19 protein-coding genes are annotated in these 21,375 nt (G+C 69.9%); 3 read left to right on the top strand and 16 right to left on the bottom strand.

Annotated elements, in window-relative coordinates; translation table 11 throughout:
* Positions 1-2: 2 nt before the first annotated feature.
* Both LRX76_RS08850 and LRX76_RS08845 read right to left on the bottom strand, forming a co-directional pair.
* The gene (locus LRX76_RS08850) at positions 3-947 is read right to left on the bottom strand and encodes a Ku protein (RefSeq protein ID WP_231804198.1); all 945 of its coding nucleotides are present in this window, start codon (positions 945-947) and stop codon (positions 3-5) included.
* Positions 947-1,342, bottom strand: coding sequence for a hypothetical protein (locus LRX76_RS08845; protein ID WP_231804196.1), 396 nt, complete (start codon positions 1,340-1,342; stop codon positions 947-949). Before LRX76_RS08845 ends, LRX76_RS08850 begins: the two co-directional genes overlap by 1 nt.
* 142 nt (positions 1,343-1,484) lie before the next feature.
* On the opposite strand from LRX76_RS08845, the gene LRX76_RS08840 reads away from it, so the two are divergent.
* Complete coding sequence (locus tag LRX76_RS08840) at positions 1,485-1,874, top strand: hypothetical protein (protein WP_231804194.1); 390 nt, start codon at positions 1,485-1,487, stop codon at positions 1,872-1,874.
* 359 nt (positions 1,875-2,233) lie between these two features.
* Here the strand turns inward: LRX76_RS08840 and LRX76_RS08835 are convergent, their stop codons facing one another.
* The 5 genes from LRX76_RS08835 to adh all read right to left on the bottom strand — a co-directional run bounded on the left by LRX76_RS08835 (position 2,234) and on the right by adh (position 8,673).
* Positions 2,234-2,611 carry a DUF779 domain-containing protein gene (locus tag LRX76_RS08835; RefSeq protein ID WP_231804192.1) on the bottom strand — a complete coding sequence of 126 codons (378 nt, stop codon included), beginning with the start codon at positions 2,609-2,611 and terminating at the stop codon, positions 2,234-2,236.
* A gap of 280 nt (positions 2,612-2,891) precedes the next feature.
* Positions 2,892-3,920, bottom strand: coding sequence for an alcohol dehydrogenase AdhP (adhP, locus tag LRX76_RS08830; protein WP_231804190.1), 1,029 nt, complete (start codon positions 3,918-3,920; stop codon positions 2,892-2,894).
* Positions 3,921-4,137: 217 nt separating this feature from the next.
* A complete protein-coding gene (locus tag LRX76_RS08825; protein ID WP_231804188.1) occupies positions 4,138-4,911 on the bottom strand; it encodes a (S)-acetoin forming diacetyl reductase in 774 nt (257 codons plus the stop codon).
* Positions 4,912-4,989: 78 nt separating this feature from the next.
* Positions 4,990-6,831, bottom strand: coding sequence for an NAD(P)/FAD-dependent oxidoreductase (locus LRX76_RS08820; protein ID WP_231804186.1), 1,842 nt, complete (start codon positions 6,829-6,831; stop codon positions 4,990-4,992).
* Between the two features lie 312 nt (positions 6,832-7,143).
* Complete coding sequence (gene adh, locus LRX76_RS08815; RefSeq protein ID WP_231804184.1) at positions 7,144-8,673, bottom strand: aldehyde dehydrogenase; 1,530 nt, start codon at positions 8,671-8,673, stop codon at positions 7,144-7,146.
* Between the two features lie 243 nt (positions 8,674-8,916).
* On the opposite strand from adh, the gene LRX76_RS08810 reads away from it, so the two are divergent.
* Positions 8,917-10,827 (top strand): sigma-54-dependent Fis family transcriptional regulator, encoded by a 1,911-nt coding sequence (locus tag LRX76_RS08810; protein WP_231804182.1) that lies wholly within the window; start codon positions 8,917-8,919, stop codon positions 10,825-10,827.
* Between the two features lie 199 nt (positions 10,828-11,026).
* On the opposite strand, the gene LRX76_RS08805 is transcribed toward LRX76_RS08810, so the two are convergent.
* The 9 genes from LRX76_RS08805 to LRX76_RS08765 form a co-directional block, all read right to left on the bottom strand.
* Positions 11,027-12,373 carry an MFS transporter gene (locus LRX76_RS08805; RefSeq protein ID WP_231804180.1) on the bottom strand — a complete coding sequence of 449 codons (1,347 nt, stop codon included), beginning with the start codon at positions 12,371-12,373 and terminating at the stop codon, positions 11,027-11,029.
* 62 nt (positions 12,374-12,435) lie between these two features.
* Positions 12,436-13,629, bottom strand: a complete 1,194-nt coding sequence (lhgO, locus tag LRX76_RS08800; protein ID WP_231804178.1) for an L-2-hydroxyglutarate oxidase — start codon at positions 13,627-13,629, stop codon at positions 12,436-12,438.
* Between the two features lie 76 nt (positions 13,630-13,705).
* The gene (locus LRX76_RS08795; RefSeq protein ID WP_231804176.1) at positions 13,706-14,413 is read right to left on the bottom strand and encodes a FadR/GntR family transcriptional regulator; all 708 of its coding nucleotides are present in this window, start codon (positions 14,411-14,413) and stop codon (positions 13,706-13,708) included.
* A gap of 428 nt (positions 14,414-14,841) precedes the next feature.
* Positions 14,842-15,339, bottom strand: a complete 498-nt coding sequence (locus LRX76_RS08790; RefSeq protein WP_231804174.1) for a GNAT family N-acetyltransferase — start codon at positions 15,337-15,339, stop codon at positions 14,842-14,844.
* Positions 15,340-15,481: 142 nt separating this feature from the next.
* Entirely contained in the window at positions 15,482-15,907 is a 426-nt protein-coding gene (locus LRX76_RS08785; RefSeq protein ID WP_231804172.1) for a hypothetical protein, read from the bottom strand.
* 59 nt (positions 15,908-15,966) lie between these two features.
* Entirely contained in the window at positions 15,967-16,413 is a 447-nt protein-coding gene (locus LRX76_RS08780) for a hypothetical protein (RefSeq protein WP_231804170.1), read from the bottom strand.
* Positions 16,414-16,477: 64 nt separating this feature from the next.
* Positions 16,478-17,056: an NAD(P)H-dependent oxidoreductase gene (locus LRX76_RS08775; protein WP_231804168.1), complete on the bottom strand. Its 579-nt coding sequence runs from the start codon at positions 17,054-17,056 to the stop codon at positions 16,478-16,480.
* Between the two features lie 69 nt (positions 17,057-17,125).
* Positions 17,126-17,485: a cupin domain-containing protein gene (locus LRX76_RS08770; RefSeq protein WP_231804166.1), complete on the bottom strand. Its 360-nt coding sequence runs from the start codon at positions 17,483-17,485 to the stop codon at positions 17,126-17,128.
* A 137-nt stretch (positions 17,486-17,622) separates the two neighbouring features.
* Positions 17,623-19,737, bottom strand: a complete 2,115-nt coding sequence (locus tag LRX76_RS08765) for a TonB-dependent receptor (RefSeq protein WP_231804164.1) — start codon at positions 19,735-19,737, stop codon at positions 17,623-17,625.
* 165 nt (positions 19,738-19,902) lie between these two features.
* Here LRX76_RS08765 and LRX76_RS08760 point away from each other — a divergent pair, with 165 nt between their 5' ends.
* Positions 19,903-21,105, top strand: a complete 1,203-nt coding sequence (locus LRX76_RS08760) for an amino acid aminotransferase (RefSeq protein WP_231804162.1) — start codon at positions 19,903-19,905, stop codon at positions 21,103-21,105.
* The last annotated feature ends 270 nt before the right edge of the window (positions 21,106-21,375 follow it).

Below are 21,375 nucleotides of genomic sequence, written 5' to 3'. Positions count from 1 at the left end.
CCTCAGCCGCTCTTGCGGCGCGCGGCCGTCTTCCTGGCCGCCTTCTGCGCCGGCTTGGCCGTGGCCTTGCCCGCCGGCTTGGCGGCCTTCTTCGCCGGCGTCTTCTTCACCGGCACCTTCTTCAGCGCGGCCTTCCTGGCCGGGGTGCGCTTGTTCGCGTCCAGGCTCTTGCGCAGCAGCGACATGAAATCGACCACGTTGGTGGCGGCATCCTCGCGCGGCTCGGCCACCTCCTCCACCCTGGTGGTGCCGCCCTTGGCCTTGATGCGCTTGCGCAGCAGCGCATGCAGGCGTTCGCGGAACTCGTCGTGGTAGCTGTCCGGGTCCCACTCGCCGGACATCGAGGAGATCAGCTGCGTGGCCATCTCCCGCTCGCGCTCGCTGATGCGGTACGCGGCGGCGGGCTCGCCCGGCAGCGCGTAGTCCTGCGGATCCACCAGCTCCTGCGGGTAGCGCAGCAGCAGCAGCACCAGCGCATCGCCCTGCGGCATCACCGCCGACAGGTACTCGCGGGTGCGGATCACCACCTTGGCGATGCCGACCTTGCCCGAGTCGCGCAGGGTCTCGCGCAGCAGCACGTAGCCCTTCTCGGCCTTCTTGCCCGGCACCAGGATGTAGGGCTTCTCGAAGTAGCGCGGGTCGATCACCCCGGCATCGACGAAGGCCTCCACCTCCACCGTCTCGTGGCTCTCCGGCGCGGCCGAGCGGATGTCGTCCTCGTCGACCACCACGTAGCTGCCCTTGTCGTACTCGAACGCCTTGACGATGTCCTTCCAGGGCACCTCCTCGCCGGTCTCGGCGTTGACCCGCTCGAAGCGGATCGGCTTGCCGTCGCGCGAGTCGAGCATGCGGAACTGCAGGTCCACCCGACGCTCGCCCGACATCAGCGACACCGGCACGTTGAGCAGGCCGAACGACAGCGTGCCGGTCCAGATCGGCCGCGCCATCAGTGCCGCGCCCCGTGCACGACCGCGGCCGGCATGTGGTCCAGCGCGCGCCAGGCGTCCTCCACCACCGTCCGCGCGCGCGCCCAGTCCAGCCGCGACTCGGCCCGCATCTGCTCCCACTGCTGGGCCAGGTCGCCCTCGGTGTCGCCGGCGCCGCGCGGCCAGTCGGCGGCGTGCGTGGCCAGGGCGAAGGCATAGGCCGGGCGCAGGTCGCGCCACGACGGCCCGCCCTGGCAGCGGCGCTGCGCATAGTCGCGCAGGGTGTACTGGACGAAGTCCTGGGCGGTGGCGAGGGGCTCGGCCGGCAGCGCGCAGCGGCGACGCCAGCGGCGCGGCAGCGGATCGAGATGACAGTGGACCAGCGAACGGTCCGGGCGGCGTTCGGAGGGAGTCATGGCGGGTATCCCGGGGTGGGATGCCAACGAGTAGCGCCGCAGCGGTGATGCCGGCGTGATCGCAATGTTCGGTTCGTGCGATTCGCGGCGTTTTCACCGGCCTGGGTATGCAGTTGCAGTCCCTGCAAGCGAGGACACGACCATGCCACGAGATCCCCTGCGCGAGAACGAGACGCCGTTGCCCGGCGAGCAGCGCGGCAAGCACGACGCAGACGAGAACGACGAGCGCGGCGCCGGCCGCGCCCCGGACGAGGTACTGCCCGGCGAGAACGATGCGCAGGACCCGCAGGCGCTGCCGGTGCCGAACGACCTGCCGGCGCCCGGCAAGCCGCCGGTGGAGCAGTCCGGCGTGCAGGCAGGCCGCGATCGCAAGGACCCGCCGGAGGCGCCAGGATCGGGCAAGCCGGAAAGCGAGCACGAGCGCCACGAGCGCAAGCGCCGCGAAAGCGAGAACCAGGACGAGGCGCTGGAGGAGACATTCCCGGCCAGCGATCCGGTCTCGCCGTTCGTGCCGGCCAAGGCGCCGGATTGAGGCTGGCCCGGGGCCGCGCATGCCTGCGCCCAGGCGCAGTGCGCGCTTGCCCCATCCACCTTCGGCACGGTTCCGCCTGCGCTACTTCCTCATCGCAAGACAGCAACCGCCAAGCTCCCTTCTCCCGCTTGCGGGGGAAGGTGCCCGAAGGGCGGATGGGGGCTGTCTGGCGCATGGGAAAGCAAAAGCAAAAGCCCCCCATCCGGCGCTGCGCGCCACCTTCCCCCGCAGGCGGGAGGGAGAAGGGAACTTGTCTGTTCCTGTCCTGCGCTGAGAGGGTTGCACCGGCGAGGAAAGGAACCGGGACGTCGTCGCCCGATCCTGCGGCCCAAGCCGGCAGCGCCCCTGGCCCATCCGGGCTAGACCCGCCCGGCCTGCCGCAATTGCGCGAGCTCCTCGTCGCGGAACAGCCGCGAGCGCACCAGGAAGCGCACGCCCTCGCCGTTCTCCAGCGAGAACATGCCGCCGCGGCCGGGCACGACGTCGATGATCAGCTGGGTGTGCTTCCAGTACTCGAACTGCGACGGGCTGATGTAGAAGTCGGCGCCGCCGATCTGGCCGAGCAGCACGTCGCGGTCGCCGACGATGAAGTCGTCGACCGGGTAGCACATCGGCGAGGACCCGTCGCAGCAGCCGCCGGACTGGTGGAACAGCAGCGGCCCGTGGCGGGCGCGCAGGGTATCGATCAGCTGCAGCGCCGGCTGCGTGGCCATCACCTGGAGCGGCGGATCGGACATGGCGAGCGTCTCCGGACAGGGGGATCGCGCTGCTGCGGGAACAGGCATTGCAGCGATCAAGCCAAGGCTTCCGTAGGAGCGACTTCAGTCGCGATGAGGCCCTACCGGTAAAGCCTCATCGCGACTGAAGTCGCTCCTACAACAGCGAAACAGGGCGGGCCCCGGCCCGCCGTGGCGTAGCCTTCCGCGGCGGGCCAGGGCCGCCCCATGGGAATCGCGGCGCGAAGCGCGAACCCAGGGAGGCGGGCGTTCCCCGCCTCCCGGACAGGCGCCGCTGCCGTCAGGCAGCGAAGTCCAGCACCACGCGGCCTTCGATCTGGCCCTTGTGCATGCGCTCGAACACGTCGTTGACGTTCTCCAGCTTCTCGGTGGACACCGTCGCCTTGACCTTGCCCATCTCGGCGAAATCCAGCGACTCCTGCAGGTCCAGGCGGGTGCCGACGATGGAGCCGCGCACGGTGATGCCGTTGAGCACCATGCCGAAGATGTCCAGCGGGAACTGTCCCGGCGGCAGGCCGTTCAGGGCGACGGTGCCGCCGCGGCGGACCATGCCGATCGCCTGTTCGAAGGCCTTCGGCGAGACCGCGGTGACCAGTGCGCCGTGGGCGCCGCCGATCTCCTTCTTCAGGTAGGCCACCGGGTCGGTGGTCTTGGCGTTGACCGTGACCGTCGCGCCCAGGCGCTTGGCCAGGTCGAGCTTGGCGTCGTCCACGTCCACCGCGGCCACGTTCAGCCCCATCGCCTTGGCGTACTGCACCGCCATGTGCCCGAGCCCGCCGATGCCGGAGATCACCACCCATTCGCCCGGGCGGGTATCGGTCATCTTCAGGCCCTTGTAGACGGTCACGCCCGCGCACAGGATCGGCGCGATCTCGACGAAGCCGACGTTCTTGGGCAGCAGGCCGACATAGTCGGCATCGGCCAGCGCGTACTCGGCGAAACCGCCGTTGACCGAATAGCCGGCGTTTTCCTGCTTCTCGCACAGGGTCTCCCAGCCGCCCAGACAGTGCTCGCAGTGGCCGCAGGCCGAGTACAGCCACGGGATGCCGACGCGGTCGCCCTCCTTGACGTGGGTGACGCCCTCGCCGACCGCGACCACGTGGCCGACGCCCTCGTGGCCGGGAATGAACGGCGGATTGGGCTTGACCGGCCAGTCGCCGTCCACCGCGTGCAGGTCGGTATGGCAGACGCCGCAGGCCTCGATCTTGACCAGGATATCGCCGGCCTTGGGCCGCGGAACTTCCACCTCCTCGATCGTCAGCGGCTTGCCGAATTCACGGACCACGGCTGCTTTCATTGTCTTCTGCATGTCTGCTTTCCTTCTTCTGGTGTGACCAATCGAGTGGGGGAAGGGAAAACGATCAATCGTCAGTCTGCGAGCGAATTGCGCAGGCAGGCTTTGATTCAGATCAAGAACCATCTTACCGGCGGCTGCACTCCGGCGACCGCGAGATCCCCGGTTTCCGGCACGCCACGCCCGCATGGGCGGCGGCGACCGGCATGCCGGGGCGGGTGGCTTCCGGCAGCTAGACGAACACCATCCCGCCGTCGATCAGCACCGCCTGCCCGGTCATGTAGTCCGAGTCCGGGCCTGCCAGCCACGACACCAGCCCGGCCACGTCCTCCGGCTCGGACAGCCGCCCCAGGGTGATGCGCTTGGCGAACTCGGCGGTGCCATGGCCCGGCGGCTTGCCGGCGGCCTCGGAGATCTGGCGGTCGATCTCGAACCACATCGGCGTCTTGACGATGCCCGGGCAGTAGGCGTTGACGGTGATCCCCAGCGGCGCCAGGTCGCGGGCGGCGGTCTGGGTGAAGCCGCGCACGGCGAACTTGCTGGCGCAGTACACCGCCAGCTCGGGATTGCCGACATGGCCGGCCTGGGAGGCGGCATTGATGACCTTGCCGCCGTGGCCGAGCGCCTTGAACGCCGCCACCGCCGCCTGCGTCCCCCAGATCACGCCCTTGAGGTTGACGTCGAGGATCCGGTCCACCACTTCCTCGGTGATCTCCTCGATCAGCGTGGTCGGGGCGATGCCCGCGTTGTTGACGATGACGTCGAAGCCGCCCAGGCGCTGGCGGGCCTGATCGACGGCGGCGAACACCTGCTCGCGCCGGGTCACGTCCACGGCCAGGGCGATGGCCGTGCCGCCGGCGCGGTCGATCTCGCCGGCCACCTCCTGCGCGGTGGCCGCGTTGCGGTCGGCCACGGCCACGGCCAGGCCGTCGCGGGCCAGCCGCAGCGCGATGGCGCGGCCGATGCCCTGGCCGGCGCCGGTGACCAATGCCACTCGATTGCTCATGTGTTGCGTCCTCGTCGGTTGGGGAAGTGGAGCGGACGACGCTGCCGCGCGCAGGCCGGGCCGGGCGCGGCCGCCGCGTCATTGCACGTGGTGGCTCGGCGCCAGGCGGTACACCGGCGTGTCCAGGCCCTCGTAGCGCGCCTTCAGCTGCAGCGCCAGGTACAGCGAGTAGTGCCGCGACTGGTGCAGGTTGCCGCCGTGGAACCACAGGTTCTGCTGCCGGGTGGGCTTCCACATGTTGCGCAGTTCGCCCTCCCACGGGCCGGGATCCTTGGTGGTGCCCGAACCGTAGCCCCAGCACTTGCCGACCTTGTCGGCCACCTGCTGGCTGATCAGCTGCGCCGCCCAGCCGTTCATCGAGCCGTAGCCGGTGGCGTAGACGATCAGTTCGGCCGGCAGCCGCGAGCCGTCGCTCAGCACCACCGCGTCGGGCTCGATGCGGTCCACGTTCAGGCCCGGCGCGCTCCTGAGCGCGATGCTGCCGTCGGCGATCAGCTCGGAGGCGCCGACGTCGATGTAGTAGCCCGAGGCGCGGCGCAGGTACTTCATGAACAGGCCGGTGTCGTCGTCGCCGAAGTCGAGCATGAAGCCGGCCTTCTCCAGCCGCGCGTAGAAGTCGGCGTCGCGCCGGCGCACCTCGTCGAAGGCGGGGCGGTGGAACTGCGGCATCACCTTGTACGGGATCGAGGCGAACAGCAGGTCGGCCTTGTCGGTGGTGATGCCGTTCTCCAGCGCCTGTTCCGAATACAGCGGCCCCAGCACCACCTCCATCAGCGTCTGCGAACGCACGATGTGGGTGGGCGAGCGCTGCACCATGGTCACCTGCGCGCCGTGCTCGACCAGGTCGGCGCAGATGTCGTGGGCCGAGTTGTTGGCGCCGATCACCACCGCGCGCTTGCCGCGCCAGGCGTCGCCGCCGGGATGCTGGCTGGAATGGTGCTGCTGGCCGGCGAAGCTCTCCGCGCCGGGGTAGCTGGGCACGTTGGGCACGCCGGACATGCCGGTGGCCAGGATCAGCTGGGTCGGCTGCAGCCGCACCGGCACGCCGTCGCGCATCACCGTCACGTTCCAGTGCCCGGCAGCTTCATCAAAGTCGGCCTTGACGCACTCGGTGCGGTTCCAGACGTTGAGCTCCATCGCCTTGGCGTACATCTCCAGCCAGTCGCCGATCTGGTCCTTGGGGGTGAACACCGGCCAGTGATCGGGGAAGGGCAGGTAGGGCATGTGGTCGTACCAGACAGGGTCGTGCAGGCACAGCGACTTGTAGCGCCCGCGCCACTGGTCGCCCGGGCGCTCGGCCTTGTCCACGATCAGCGTCGGCACGCCCAGGCGCCTGAGCCGCGCGCCCAGGCCCAGTCCGCCCTGGCCGCTGCCGACGATCAGGCAGTACGGCTGCTCGGTGATGCCGAGCGCGGCTTCCTCGTCGCGGCGGCGCTCGGCCCAGTTGCGCTTGTCGGTATGGCCATGGCCGTGCTGCGCGCCGAGCGGGCGGCGGCGCCCGCGAGGCTCCTCGAAGCCCTTGAGCTCGCGCATGCTGGTCAGCAGCGTCCAGCACAGGCCGTCCTTCAGGCGCACGTAGCCCTTGCCGCGCGCCGCGCCGGTCTCCAGGCCGATCCAGCCCTCGACCACGCCATCGGCGGCGCTGGCCTCGCCCTCGACCTGCCAGTGCGAGGGGTCGGTGTCGTGCAGCCGCTGCTCGAGCAGGTCGCGGATCCCGCCCTTGCCCTCGGCAGTGACGATGTTCCAGCTGAACAGCACCAGGTCGCGCCAGTGGCAGTCCTCGGCGAAGCAGGCCAGGGCGGCATCGATGTCGCGCCGTGCCAGCGCGTCGGCAAAGCCGGCCAGCCAGTGCCGGAGCGTGTCGGTCGGCGTGTTGCTGCGGGCGACGGTGGCGGAAAGGGTTTCTTCGGTGACGGCCATGCGGTGTTCCTCGCTGCAAGCTGGGACGGATGGAGAAGAGGGCAGGCCGCGCGGGGAACCGGCTGCCTGGCATCGACGTTCCTCTCTCTTCATCGCAACAGGCGTGGGACAAGCTCCCTTCTCCCGCGTGCGGGGGAAGGGGCCCGAAGGGCGGATGGGGGGAGCTGCCGGGAGCATGGGAACGCCACAGCCAAGCACCCTCATCCGGCGCTGCGCGCCACCTTCTCCCGCACGCGGGAGAAGGAAGCATGTCCTGCCTTGCGATGAAGACGAACGATCCCGCGGGGGAGGGAGTACGCCGGCGGGCAGGCTTCAGAAGAAGCCCAGCGCCTTGGGCGAGTAGCTCACCAGCAGGTTCTTGGTCTGCTGGTAGTGGTCGAGCATCATCTTGTGGTTCTCGCGGCCGATGCCCGACTGCTTGTAGCCACCGAACGCGGCATGCGCCGGATAGGCGTGGTAGCAGTTGCTCCACACCCGCCCGGCGTGGATGCCGCGGCCGACGCGGTACAGCCGCGACGCATCGCGGCTCCATACGCCGGCGCCCAGCCCGTAGAGCGTGTCGTTGGCGAGCGCCAGCGCCTCCTCCTCGGTCTTGAAGGTGGTCACCGCCACCACCGGGCCGAAGATCTCCTCCTGGAAGATGCGCATCTTGTTGTGGCCCTTGAACACGGTCGGCTTGACGTAGTAGCCGCCGGCCAGGTCGCCGTCCAGGTTGTTGCGCTCGCCGCCGATCAGTACCTCGGCGCCTTCCTGCCGGCCGATGTCGAGGTAGGACAGGATCTTCTCCAGCTGCTCGGACGAGGCCTGCGCGCCGACCTGGGTGTTGGGGTCGAGCGGGTTGCCCTGCTTGATCGCGGCCACGCGCTCGAGCGCCCTGTCCATGAAGCGCTCGTAGATCGACTCGTGGATCAGCGCGCGCGACGGGCAGGTGCAGACCTCGCCCTGGTTGAAGGCGAACAGCACGAAGCCCTCGATCGCCTTGTCGAGGAAGTCGTCGTCCTCGGCCATCACGTCGGCGAAGAAGATGTTGGGCGACTTGCCGCCCAGCTCCAGCGTCACCGGGATCAGGTTCTGGCTGGCGTACTGCATGATCAGCCGCCCGGTGGTGGTCTCGCCGGTGAAGGCGATCTTGGCGATGCGGTTGCTCGAGGCCAGCGGCTTGCCCGCCTCCAGGCCGAAGCCATTGACCACGTTGAGCACGCCCGGCGGCAGCAGGTCGCCGATCACCTCCAGCAGCACCAGGATCGAGGCCGGGGTCTGCTCGGCCGGCTTGAGCACCACGCAGTTGCCCGCGGCCAGCGCCGGCGCCAGCTTCCACACCGCCATCAGCAGCGGGAAGTTCCACGGGATGATCTGCCCGACCACGCCCAGCGGCTCGTGGAAGTGGTAGGCGATGGTGTCCTGGTCGATCTCGCTCAGCGAGCCTTCCTGCGCGCGCACCGCGCCGGCGAAGTAGCGGAAGTGGTCCACCGCCAGCGGGATGTCGGCATTGAGCGTCTCGCGGATCGGCTTGCCGTTGTCCCAGGTCTCGGCATAGGCCAGCAGTTCCAGGTTCTGCTCGATGCGGTCGGCGATGCGGTTGAGCACGTTGGCGCGCTCGGCGACGCTGGTCCGGCCCCAGGCGTCCTTGGCCGCGTGCGCGGCGTCGAGCGCGGCCTCGATGTCGTCGGCGTTGGAGCGCGCCACCGAGGTGATCACCCGGCCGTTGACCGGCGAGGTGTTGTCGAAGTACTGGCCGCTCCTCGGCTCGGTCCACTCGCCGCCGATGAAGTTGCCGTAGCGCTGCTTGAAGATGGACTGCGGGTCGGTGGAGTGGGGCTTGGCGGACGTGACGGCGTTCATCGGTGTCTCCTGCGAATGCGTTTGGGGTGAAAACCCGGTGCGGGTCCCCAAGGCATGCGCAAGGCCGATGCCAACTTTTCGCTGCTGCGGTGCGACAGCCTGTCGCACCCCGCGGTGTCGCGGGACAGCGCCGATTCTTGCTGCGGCGCGCCACGCCCGGCCATTGCAAGCCTGCGCCGGCTGTGTTGTCTATCGGGACACCGGTCGATACAGCTGTCGCAATTTGCGACACAGGAGCACCCGATGGCACAGCTACCGTCGCAGCATCGCCTGGGCCATGCCCGCCGCTCGTTCTTCGAACGCGGCGCCGCGCTGGCCGGCGCGGTCCCGGACACCATCCTGCAGTCGTGGCGGCGCTGCCAGCGCCAGGGCCTGCCGCTGGACCGCAATCCGGCCCTGGACCCGCTGCCGCGCGGACACCTGCGCGAGCTGCGCGAACGCCACGAGAAACTGTGGCGGCTGGCACGCGCCGAACTGGAAGGCCTGTCGGCCGACACCGCCGCCACCGGCAGCATCGTGCTGCTCACCGACGAGGCCGGCTGGATCCTCGATGCCGAGGGCAGCCCCGGCTTCCTCGACAAGGCCGGGCGGGTGGCGCTGATGCCCGGCGTGTGCTGGGGCGAGAACGTGGTCGGCACCAACGCCATCGGCACCGCCATCGTCGAGGGCCGCGCGGTCGAGGTGCGCGGTGGCGAGCACTACCTTGCCCCGCACGGCATCCTCAGCTGCTCGGCCACCCCGGTCTTCGACCCCTACGGCCGCCTCGCCGGGGTGCTCGACATCTCCGGCGATGCCAGCGTGCAGCACATGCACGCCATGGGCCTGGCGCGCATGGCGGCGGCTAACATCGAGCACCGCTGGTTCGACGACGGCATCGCCGAGGCCGAGCTGCTGCGCGTGCACCACGACCCCGCGCTGCTGGGCACCAGCCGCGAAGGCGTGCTCGGCTTCCGCGGCGGCCGGCTGGTGGCGGCCAACGCCGTCGGGCTGAAGCTGTTCGGCCTGGACCGCAGCGAACTGGGACGCGCGCCATACGAGGCGCTGTTCGAGCAGCCGCTGTCGCGGCTGCACGACGACGGCGCGCTGCTCGACCGCCAGGGCAGGGCGCTGTACGGCCGCATCGACGCGGCCGACGCCACGCGGCCACGCGCACGCACGACACGCGCGCCGATCACGGTGTCGGCCGCGGCCGCGCGGCCGCCCCCCGACGGTCCGCTGTTCGACGCCGCACTGGACGCCGCGCTCGAACGCGCCCGCCGCGTGCTCGACGCCGAGCTGCCGGTGCTGGTGCAGGGCGAGACCGGCACCGGCAAGGAAGTGTTCGCGCGCGAACTGCACCGGCGCAGCGCGCGCGCCGGCAAGCCGTTCGTCGCGGTCAACTGCGCCGCGCTGCCGGAAGGACTGATCGAGGCCGAGCTGTTCGGCTACGAGGAGGGCGCCTTCACCGGCGCGCGCAAGCAGGGCAACGCCGGCCTGCTGCGCCAGGCCGAGGGCGGGGTGCTGTTCCTGGACGAGATCGGCGACATGCCGCTGGCGCTGCAGCCGCGCCTGCTGCGCGTGCTGCAGGACCGCGAGCTGTCGCCGCTGGGCGGCGGCAAGCCGGTCAAGCTCGATTTCGCCCTGGTCTGCGCCACCCACCGCGACCTCGACCAGGCCATCGCCGAGGGCCAGTTCCGCCCCGACCTGTACTACCGCATCGCCCACCACACGGTGCACGTGCCGGCGCTGCGCGACCACCCCGAGCGCGCGCGGCTGGTGCGCGACCTGTGGCAGCGGATCGGGCAGGGCAGGCGCCTGCACGTCGATGCCCTGGCCGCGCTGGCCGACCACGCCTGGCCCGGCAACCTGCGCCAGCTGGTGGCGTGCCTGCGCACCCTGGCGGCACTGAGCGAGGCCGATGCCTGCATCGGCGTGGAATCGCTGCCGGCCTACCTGCCGCGCGAACGCGGCATGGCGCGGGCCGCGCCCGACCCGTCGGCCACGGCGCCCGCGTCATCCATGCAGGCGGCGGAAGGCGGGTTGCATGCACTGACCATCGCGGCGATGCGCCAGGCACTGGACGCGTGCGACGGCAATGTCTCGCAGGCCGCGCGCCGGCTGGGCATCAGCCGCAGCACGCTGTACCGCCGGCTGCGGCCGGGCAGCGACGGCTGAGCGCGGACCCGGTTGTCGGGCAACACGCCGATCAGTCGGAACCCAGCGCCCCTCGATCCCCTGTAGGAGCGACTTCAGTCGCGATGGGGCTTTCCCGGTACAGCCCATCGCGACTGAAGTCGCTCCTACAGCGAGGCAGCAGCGCAGGCTGGGACGACGCGGTCTGGCGGAGGCGATGCCCCGCCTCCGCCAGACCCACTCAGTTCTTGTACGCCGAATGCTTGCCACCCTGGTCGCAGGCGGCGGCGACCACCAGGATCAAGGCCGCCGTCAGCAGGATCACCACCACCCCGGTGGTGGAGTGCGTGGGCGAGGCCGCCACCAGTCCCAGCGCGCCCAGCGGCGCCAGGCCGCCGGCCACCGCAGTGCCGATCTCGCGCCCGGTGCCCACGCCGGACGAGCGCGTATGCGTAGGGAACTGCCGGCTCAGGAACGAGCCCTGCGGCGCGAACATCATCGGCGCCAGGATGCCGGTGCCCACGGCGATGGCCAGGTAGATCCACATCGGCTGGCCGGTCTCGAGCAGGGCCATGAACGGCCACACCAGCACGCACGACAGCAGGCCGCCGGTGATCAGCACCTTCTTGCTGCTCCAGCGGTCGCACAGGCGGCCGAACAGCGGCACCGCGAAGATCGCCACCACGCTGGCGATGGTCACCGACAGCGAGGTCACGTGCGCGCTCACGCCCTGGTACTGGGTCAGGTAGGCCAGCGAGAAGGTCTTGAAGATGTAGCTGAGCGCGTTGTAGCCGATGGCCACGAAGAACACCACGGCCAGTCCCTTGAGGTCGTTGCGGAACAGCGTCATCAGCGGCATCTTCTCCACGTGCGGCTTCTGCGCCTCGTCGCCGGCGTCCTTGAGCTGCTGGTACTCCGGCGTCTCGGGAAGCGAGTTGCGCACCCACAGGCCCACCGCCACCAGCACGATCGAGCCGATGAAGGGGATGCGCCAGCCGCCGTTGATCAGGAACGCATCGCCATTGAGCGTGAGCACGTACACCGTCAGCGAGGACAGCAGCAGCCCCAGGTTCAGGCCCAGCGCCGGCCACGCGCCCTGGCTGCCGCGCTTGTTCTCGGCGGCGTGCTCGTAGGAGGTCACCGCCGCCGCCGCCAGCTCGGCACCGGCGCCCAGGCCCTGGACGATGCGGATGAGCACCAGCAGGATCGGCGCGGCGATGCCGATGCTGGCATAGCCCGGGATCAGGCCGATCGCCGCGGTGCAGATGCCCATCAGGCAGAAGGTCACCACCAGCATGCGCTTGCGGCCGAACTTGTCGCCGAGGTGGCCGAACAGCACGCCGCCGAAGGGACGGGCGATGAAGCCGATGGCGAAGGTGGAGAACGACAGCAGCACCGCGGTCTGCGGATCGCTGGGGTCGAAGAACACCTTGGAGAAGACGATGGCGGCCATCGTCGCGTACAGGTAGAAGTCGTACCACTCCAGCATCGAGCCGACGATGGTGGCACCGGCCACCTTGCGCAGCCGGGTCCTGCGCTGCTGATCGGTTTCCGCCGTCCCTGCGGCGGTGTTGTCCACTTGCGACATTGCTTCCCTCCCTCGTTCGAATGGATTGGCGGCCCGCCGCGGATGCGCCGGACCGCGATGGATCAGGCGTTGCCGAGGATCTTGTCGGCGATCATCTGGCCGATCGGAATGGCCGAGGTGGCCGCCGGCGACGGCGCGTTGCACACGTGCAGCATTCGCGGGCTCTGCACGAACAGGAAGTCGTGCACCAGCGTGCCGTCGCGCATCACCGCCTGCGCACGGATGCCGGCCTCGCATGGCTGCAGGTCCTCCAGCTGCAGCGACGGGCAGTACTTGCGGCACTGCTCCAGGTAGCCGCGCTTGAACACCGAGTTCTTCATCTCGGTCAGGCCCGAGCCGAGGTTCTCGAAGATCGTGCGCCAGAAGCCCGGGAAACGGCCGTACTCGGCCATGTCGCGCAGGCTCGCGGAGAACTTGGGATAGCCCTCGCGGGCGAAGCCGAGCACCGCGTTCGGCCCCACGGTGACGCCGCCGTCGATCATGCGGGTCAGGTGGATGCCCAGGAACGGCAGCTCCGGATCGGGGATCGGGTAGATCAGGTGCTTGACGATGCCGTTCTTGGCCGCCGGCAGGCGGTAGTACTCGCCGCGGAACGGCACGATCTGGTGCTCGATCTGCAACCCGGCCATGCGCGCCAGGCGATCGGACTGCAGGCCGCCGCACACCACCAGCCTGCGCGCGGCGAGGGTGCGCCCGCCGGCCTCGACCAGCACCTGCTCGCCGGTCTCCTGGATCGCCTCCACCCGCTGCCCAAGCAGCACCTCGCCGCCGGCGTCGGCGATCACCCGCGCCATCGCCTCGCATACCTGGCGGTAGTCGACGATGCCGGTGCTGTCCACGAACAGGCCGCCTTCGCCGACGATGTTCGGCTCGCGCCGGTGCAGCTCATCCGCGTCGAGGCGCACGATGTTCAGGCCGTTGGTCAACGCGCGCTTGTGCAGCGCCTCCATGCGCTCCATCTCCAGTGCGTTGGACGCCACCAGCAGCTTGCCGCAGACCTCGTAGGCGATGCCGTGCGCGTCGCAGAAGTCCTTGGTCGCCTGTGCGCCGCGCTTGCACAGATCGGCCTTCAGGCTGCCCGGCGCGTAGTACACGCCGGCATGGATCACGCCGCTGTTGTGGCCGGTCTGGTGCGCGGCCAGGCGCTGCTCCTTCTCCAGCAGTACCAGCGAAGCACCGGGGTGCAGTTCCAGCAGCCGCATCGCCGTGGCCAGGCCGACGATGCCGCCACCGATCACGCAGAAGTCGTAGGTCATTGGGGTTCCGTTGTATTTGTAGGGTTGTCAGACAAATCGGGGATGCGGCGGCGCGACGGCGCGGACATGGAGAGCGCTATCCCGTCTGCGGCAGGGCGATGCCCAGCCGCAGCGCGGAAGCCTGCAGGTGCGTGCGCGCGCAGTCGCCGGCGCGAACGCTGTCGGCGTCGGCGATGGCCGCGTACAGCGCCCGGTGCTCGGCCTGCGCGCTGCGGGCGCCACCGCTCAGCCGCGCCGAGTTCTCCCATGCCGCCAGCCGCGCCTGCGCCAGCTGGCCGCCGAGGAAATCGTGGAAGGCGGTGAAGTAGTCGTTGCGGCAGGCCGCGGCGATGGCACGATGGAACTCCACGTCGGCCGCCGAGGACACCGCGAAATCGTCGGCGTTGTCGTCCATCACCTTGATCGCCCGGCGCATGCGCTGCAGGTCGGCCGGCCGCCGCCGCGCCGCCGCCACGGCGGCGGCCTGGCTCTCGATCCACAGGCGCATCTCGAACATCTGCACCAGGTCCGGCACGCCACCGCGCGCGCCGGGCAGGCGGAACACCTGACCGGCCGGCGTCTGCGAGATGTACGAGCCATCGCCGCGGCGGCTGACCAGCACGCCGTCGGCCTTGAGCTGCGCCACCGCCTCGCGGATCACCGAGCGGCTCACCGACAGCTGCTCGGCCAGCTGGTGCTCGGTGGGCAGGCGCGAACTCGCCGCCAGCCGCCCCGCGCGGATCTCGCTGCGGATCGAGCTGACCACACGGTCGACCAGCGTATCGGGGCGTTCGAGCTGGAGCATCGGCACCTGTCCGGTTGTCAGACAACAGGGTCCCACGGCGGAACGCAATCGGACAAGTCGTCGCAGCTGCGACTTTGGTCTATGGGTCCTTCGCCGCCGCCACTCCCTCCCCGCAGGCGCTGACAGGTGCCATCGACGACGACGGAAGCCGTGCGAGGGTCATGGGGCAGGCCTCGGCCCAGCGCGGCGCAGCCGGCCGCGATCACCGAAGCGATGGCATCGCCGGTCGGCGGCAAGCAATGCGAGGTACGACCTGCGCCACGAGTGCCGAGCGATGGGCGAACGCCCGCCCCATGCCATCGCCACGGCGCCCGCTCGGCATGTGCTGCCTCCGGCTCGAGGTCGTGGAAGGTTCTCGGGCGTTTCCCTGCCACCGCTCCCGGCAGGCGTGGACGGATGCCATCGGCCCGCTCGAGCAGGCGCGGGAACTACTCCAGGCGCTTGCTCAGCACGACACTGCGATAGCACTTGCCGGGCCACTGCACATGGCCCACCTGGGTGTAGCCGAGCCGGGAGTAGAGGGCGACCAGGTGCGCGGCCTGCTCGGCCGTGTCCATGGCCAGCTCGGAAAATCCATGCCCGGCCGCCCACGCCTCGCACCGCTGCAGCAGCGCGCGGCCGATGCCCAGGCCCTGCAACCCGGGCTCGACGCCGAACTGGTGAAGCGCGGCAACCCCCGGCCGGGTGTAGTACCCGCACTCGTTCTCCGCGTAGGTGGGCTGTACGAGGACCGTCCCGGCGAGCCTGCCGGACCGGTACGCCACGTAGCATCGTCCTCCCTCGATGCGCTTGCGGGTGACCTCGGATGTCTGGTCGACGGCCGTGTAGTTCAGCCCCATCGCGCCGAGCCGCGCGTAGGCGCGGTGCAGCAGCGCGGTGAGTTCGTCGATGGAGTCGGTGCTGGAGATCGGTCGGACGATGAGCATGGCTGCGCAATCGGGGAGTACGGACGATGCGTCGGAAGAGGGACGTGCTGCAGGACGTTTCCCCTGGTGGCCTGTCGCCTGCACACCAGCACCGGTACGGCGGGCCGACGATCGCGGCGGCCGCGGCGCACCCGGCACCTCGCTACTCCTGCTGGAACCAGGCTTCCAGTCCGCTGCGGCCGGAGCCGCCCTGGCGGGTCCTGCAGGACATGCGGTAGTAGTTGTCGGCATCGGAGCGGTTGAAGCAGACCGCCGCGATCGCCGGCTCGGCACGGTACCGGACGACCAGCATCATGATCCTGTCCACCCCGCAACGTTCGAACCAGGCCTCTCCGCGAACGGTGTCTGTGCCGACCGTACGAGCGAGCGTATAGCTGTTCTTGCCAAGCGCGACCGCGAGCGTCCCGGTGTAGCCGTTGCCCGTGAGCGGATCCTTGCCGACGATCTCGTAGCGGCCATCGATTCCGGCAGGGACTTCGGGGTCCAGCGCCAGGCGCTCGCAGCCGGCATCGGCATGGGCATCGGAAAAAACGATTGCCAGGATCGGCAGAAGCAGCAGCGACTTCACGGGCACTCCAACGCGGAAGGGGAACAGGCGGCACCGCGTGGCGCCGCCGGCGCGGATTGTCAGGCCTGCCCGGCAGGGCCGTCCATCGTTTCCCCGTAGCGCCAGCCATGGCCGCATTCCTTGCACCGCATCCGCGACGCCCTGGTGGGAAAGGACGCCGAGGCCAGCAGGAACACGGCGAGCAGGAGGACACGTTGCCCGGTGGGAACGGAGCCCGCCACCGCCGCCGACCCACAGGCCGGGCAGGTATCGGCCGCCTCGGGGTACTCGGCGATCAGGTCCTGCTCCAGCCTGCCCGCGTGATAGGCGGCGATGACCTCCTGCGCCGGCTCCAGGTATCCACCCGGGACCTGCAGGGCGGCACCGCCCAGCGCCACGGACAAGGGCCAGTTCGCGATGACGTGCTGGTCGCCGGCGACGCTCGCCGGAATACCCTCGGCCTCGAGGCGGGCCCGGAGGATATGCGCCTCCCAGGGATCGAAACAGCGTCTGACGGTAATGAGCATGGCTGAGAGGGCGGACGACGCGGATCAAGCCGCGTCGCGCGGCGGCATCGGTGCGAGCGAATCGTCAGGCATTGTTCCCGAAACGCCTGGCCTTCGACAGCCACGCCTGCTTCCAGGCGTCGGAGGCGTCCTTGACGCGGCCTATCCGCGTGACGGCGACAGGACCGACGCCACAGTACTGCAGGATCGTGCGCCTGATCTGGTTGATGCCGGCGTCCCTGTAGAAGATCCGGGAGTACCACGGCGGGGTATCCATGGTGGTGATGACATGCGCGGATTTTCCCGTGAGTTGCTTGTCCCACCACGGGGATCCCTGCCGGTACCTGAAAGCGAAACCGGGCAGAAAGACCCTTTCGACGAAACCTTTCAGCAACGCAGGCATGCCTCCCCACCAGGTCGGATAGACGAAGACGAGATGGTCTGCGGACTTGATCTGGTCCTGGGCCAGGACCAGATCCGCCTCCAGCGGCTGGATTTCCTGGTATCCCTCGTGCAGGACCGGGTCAAACCCCAGCTCGCGCACGGTCAGCGTCCTGACCGAATGTCCCGATTCGCGTGCACCGCGCTCGTACTCCCGGGCCAGGGCTTCGCAGAAGCTCTGCCTGGCGGGGTGGCCCTGGATGATGAGGATTCGTCTGGCCATGGATGCAATGCCTGATGCCTGAACCAGGGCGAGCCGCGGGAAGGCGGCCTGAACGGAGTGTCCGGTGCGCTATACCCAGACATCGTTGGCCGCGGTGTAGGCCCCCCCGGCCTCGCCCGTGTTGACCACGCCGCGCGGCTCCACCAGCAGGACGCAGCACTCCTGCGGTGCCACCGGGCGATGCTCCACTCCCGCAGGCACCACGTACATCTCCCCCGGCGACAGCGGTACTACCTTGTCACGAAACTCGATGTCCATCGAGCCGTCCAGCACGATGAACACTTCGTCCGTATCGGCATGCGAGTGCCAGACGAACTCGCCCTGGAGCTTGACCAGCTTGAACTGGTAGTCGTTCATCTCGGCGATGACGCGAGGCGACCAGTGCTCTGAGAAGCGGGCGAGCTTTTCCTTGAAGTTAATCGCAGTCATCGACGTGCGCACCTGATCCCGGGGTCCCGAAGCGGATCCCCATACTCGCGGGAATTCCCGTCCTTGTCTGCCCCTGGCAGGTCGCCGCCGTCATCCAGGAATGGGCGCATCGCCTGGCCGTGCGCCGGCCTTTGCGCTCAGCGGTCGAAATCCCACTGCAACCCGACCGTATACCCGCGCGACGGACCCGGCTCGTAGAAGCGGCCGTTGCCGTCGTTGACGATCACCGAGCCGATGTAGTCGCGGTCGAGCACGTTGTCGATGCGGGCGAAGGTGCGCAGCGCTCCGTGCGCGGTCTGCCAGCGCCGCGAGGCCTCCAGGTTGAACACCGTGTAGCCGGGCGCGGCGGCGCTGGCCAGGTCGTCGACCACGGTGTCGCCGGAGGCGACCGCCTCGGCGGCGAACTGCCAGGTGCGCGGCTGCCACTGCCAGCGCGCGAAGAACTGCTGGCGCGCCACCCCGGGCAGGCGCGAGCCGGCGGCGACGACGGCATTGGCGTTGCCGGTGGCGTAGGGGCTGCGCACGGTGGCGTCGACCCAGGTGTAGGCCAGGTCGAGCTGCATGTCCTGGCCGATGGGCTGGCGCCACTGCGCCTCGAAGCCTTCGCGGCGGGTGCGGCCGATGTTGCGGTAGGTGCTGCGGCCGCCGCTGCTGCTGGCCACCGCCAGCTCGTCGTCGGTATCGGCGCGGAACAGCGCCGCCTCGGCCTGCGCGCCGCTGGGGGCGCGCCACTTGGCGCCCAGTTCGTAGTTGCGGCTCTTGGCCGCGGCCAGGTCCAGCGCCAGCCCGGCGGCGCCATCGGCGCGATAGCCCAGTTCGTTGAAGGTCGGGGTCTCGAAGCCGCGCCCGACCGAGGCATGCAGGCGCAGGTCGTCGCTGGCGCGGAACACCAGCCCGGCCACCGGCAGGGTGCCGGAATAGTCGGTGCGGCCGCTGTCGTCGGGGTTGCTGGCGGTGACGTAGCGATCGCTCGACTTGAAGCGCACCTCGGTATGGCGCACCCCGGCCAGCGCCGACCAGCGCTCGGCGAACTGCCACCACGCCTGCGCGAACTGGTCGACGTTGCTGACGGTGTCGATCTCGTCGCGGCGCAGCGCGCCCTTCACGCCCAGGGTGGAGCCGACGAAGTTCTCGTAGCCGGTGCGATGCTGGCGCTGGCGGTCGGCGTTGGCGCCGACGGTCAGTTCGAACGGGCGCCCGGCCAGTTCGCCGTGCCAGGCCCAGCGCGCATCGGCGCCGCCGTAGCGGCTGTCCAGGTCGATCACGCCGCCGGCATGCAGCGGGTTGGCCTGCACGGCGGGCGGGATCGCCAGGTACTGCTCCACCGAGCGGCTGCCGGCGTAGCCCATCAGCCGCAGCGTCTGCGCGCCCATCTCCTGGGTGTAGATCGCGCCGCCCTGGGCCTGCCGCACCGACTTTCGGGTGTTGTACTGGTACGCGACCGAGGTGGCCTGGCGCGGGTCCTGCCGGACCTGCTCGCGGCTCAGGCCCAGCGGATCCTGCGCGTCGGGCGAATCGAGGTAGTTGAACAGCAGGTCCAGCCGCTTGCCCGGCGCCAGGTCCAGGCCCAGCTTGCCGTTGACGGACTCGCGGCGGGCGCGGCTGTGGTCGCGGTAGCCGTCGGTACGGAAGTGGGTGGCGGCGAGGTTGTAGTGGGCGATGCCCTGCTGGCCGAGCAGCTGCGCGGCCGCGGTCCAGGTGCCGTTGCTGCCGTAGGTGGTGCGCAGCCGCCACGGATCGCCCTGCTGGCCGTCGGCGCTCCATAGCTGCAGCACGCCGCCGGAGGAATTGCCGTACAGCGCCGAGAACGGCCCGCGCAGCACGTCCACGCGCTCGGCACCGAGGATGTTGAAGTGGGACAGCTGGCCCTGGCCATCGGGCATGGTCGCGGGGATGCCGTCGAGCAGCAGGCGCACGCCGCGCACGCCGAAGCTGGAGCGCGCACCGAAGCCGCGGATCGAGAGCTGGGTGTCCTGGGCGTAGTTCTGGCGGTCGCGCGCGAGCAGGCCGGGCACGCCGGCGACGGTTTCGGACAGCTGGACCTGCGGCCGGTTGGCATCGCGGTCGACGGCGATGCTGCTCAACGAGGCGGGCAGGTCGAAGTCGTCCACCCCGCGCACCCGCGCGGCCTGGACCTGGACGGTGGGAAGGGTAGCGGTGGCGGCGTCGGCCGCCGTGGCGGGCACGACCGGCACGAAGCCGAACGCCAGCACGCCGCATGCGAACAGCGGGGGGAGGGGGGCATGTGACATGCGCCTATGATCGTCGATACGACACCGGCTCGCACCCACACTCCACGGTATGGAAACGCGGGCAGCGCAAGGGCCCGCGTCCTGTTAGGATGAATCGGTTTGGCTCCTGCGCGGGGCGCAGGGGTGCAGTCCTCCCCCCTCCCTAGTCCTCCAACGAGTACCGCCGTGTCCTTCTTTGCAAACGTGGAACTGGCTCCAGGCGATCCGATCCTGGGCCTGACAGAGGCCTTCAACGCCGATCCCCGCCCGAACAAGGTCAACCTGGGTGTAGGCATCTATTACGACGAGAACGGCCGCATTCCGCTGCTCGGTGCCGTGTACCAGATCGAGCAGCAGCTGGCGCAGGACGCCAAGCCGCGCGGCTACCTGCCGATCGACGGTCTGCCGGCCTACAACCTGGCCACGCAGAAGCTGCTGTTCGGCGAGGACTCCCCGCTGCTGGCCTCCGGCCGCGTGGCCACCGCGCAGACGGTGGGCGGCTCGGGCGCGCTGCGGGTGGGTGCGGACACGCTCAAGAAGCTGCTGCCGCAGGCGCGCATCGCCATCAGCAACCCCAGCTGGGGCAACCACCACGCGGTGTTCGCCGCCGCCGGCTTCGAACTGCTGGAGTACGCCTACTACTCGCCGGCCACGCACGGGCTGGACTTCGAGGGCATGCTCGCCGACCTGCACAAGCTGGAGGCCGGCACGGTGGTGCTGCTGCACGCCTGCTGCCACAACCCCACCGGCGTGGACCTGAGCCACGAGCAGTGGCAGCAGGTGGCCCAGGTGCTGAAGGAGAAGCAGCTGTTCCCGTTCCTGGACCTGGCCTACCAGGGCTTCAAGACGGGCATCGACGACGACGCCTACGCGGTGCGCGTGCTGGCCGAGGTCGGCATCGACGACTACATCGTCGCCAGCTCGTACTCCAAGTCGTTCTCGCTGTACGGCGAGCGCGTCGGCGCGCTGAGCGTGGTGGCGGCCAGCGCCGGCGAGGCCAGGGCGGTGCTGTCGCAGGTCAAGCGGGTGATCCGCACCATCTATTCCAGCCCGTCCACCCATGGCGCGGCGCTGGTGGCCGGCGTGCTCGGCAGCCCCGAGCTGCGGGCGACGTGGGAGCAGGAACTGACGGGCATGCGCGAGCGCATCCATGCGCTGCGCGCGGGCCTGGTGGAGAAGCTGGCCGCCCACGGCGCGACCCAGTTCGGCTTCATCCAGCAGCAGGCCGGCATGTTCTCCTATTCCGGCCTGACCAAGGCCCAGGTCGAGCGCCTGCGCCAGGACTACGCGATCTACGCCGTCGGCTCCGGCCGCATCTGCGTGGCCGCGCTCAACAGCAACAACCTGGAGTACGTGGCCCAGGCGGTGGCGCAGGTCAGCCAGGGCTGATCGCGGCCACCGTGCAGCAACCCGAGCCGGGAGCGCGCGAGCCTCCCGGCTTTTTCGTGCATGGCCGTTGCTGCCACGAGGTGGAGCGGCCCCGTTGGCGGGGGCTGCGAGGCCGAAGCCTATGGACCGAGGCCCACCGCGACGATGGAGCCGTAGCCGCCTGCGCCATCGAGGATTCCGCCGCAGCCGGCGGTCGCGTCAGGGCGGATGGGCAAGCCGGCCGGCGGCCTGCAACCGCGGCTTTTGCGGGCCGACATGGCATTTCATCGA

It is taken from the genome of Stenotrophomonas sp. MMGLT7 (assembly GCF_021168555.1).
Taxonomy (GTDB): Bacteria; Pseudomonadota; Gammaproteobacteria; order Xanthomonadales; family Xanthomonadaceae; genus MMGLT7.
Note: the sequence above shows the minus strand (reverse complement) of the source record. Positions and strands in the feature narration are given on the sequence as shown.